Below are 831 nucleotides of genomic sequence, written 5' to 3'. Positions count from 1 at the left end.
GTACGTGCGGCCGGTGATGACCGGCTGGTCCGGGTCGCCGTCCCAGAAGTCGACGATCACCTCCTGGCCGATGCGCGGGATGGCCATGTGGCCCCAGGTGGCGCCGGCCCAGTTCTGCGCCACGCGGATCCAGCAGGAGCTGTGCTCGTCATGCTTGCCCTGGCGGTCCCACGGGAACTGGACCTTGACCCGGCCCCACTCGTCGCAGTAGATCTCTTCGCCGGCCGGTCCGACCACGGTGGCCGATTGCGGCCCCTCGATGCACGGTCTGGGCAGGGGCTCGGCGCGCCACTCGGCGCGGTCGGGGACCAGTTCGGCGGTGTAGCTGTAGTGGGTGCCTTGCTCGCTGCCGGCGCTCTCTTCGGCCTGGCTGGTGTGCTGCACGCCGTGGTGGCGCATGCGTATGGGGCGCCAGCCGTGGTTCATGTCGCCGCGGGGGTGGCCGGTGAGTTCGAAGGACAGGCCGGGCACCAGGCGCGGGTCGTCGCCCTCGACGCGGGCAAGGCGGGCGTCGCGGCGGTGGCCGCGCAGGCGCGCTTCGGTGAAGGGGCGGCCCGCCTCGTCACGCTTGTAGCGGCCCGGGTAGGCGTAGTGCGCGTAATGCGTCTTCTGGTGGTCCAGGTCGGCGCCGAGCGGAGCATGTTCCTGGTCGTACTGGGGATGGGTGAAGGTGTAGTCGCGCTGGGTGAGGCGTGCCGTAAKCACGTTCTCGGTGTAGGTGAAGCGGCGCAGGGCGGGCTCGGGCTGGTCGCCGCCGGGGGTGGGGTTGTAGAGGACGGGACCGCCGGCGATGCGGCCCCCTGCACGAACAGGCGGTCGCTGTGGATCAGG

1 protein-coding gene is annotated in these 831 nt (G+C 71.3%); it reads right to left on the bottom strand.

The features are described from left to right. Nucleotides 1–831, bottom strand: an 831-nt coding sequence (gene tssI, locus AC1DKV_RS40500; protein ID WP_477139771.1) for a type VI secretion system tip protein TssI/VgrG, incomplete at both ends; no start/stop codon positions are given.

The sequence above is a fragment of the Cupriavidus sp. 05T41 genome, from assembly GCF_056396525.1.
Note: the sequence above shows the minus strand (reverse complement) of the source record. Positions and strands in the feature narration are given on the sequence as shown.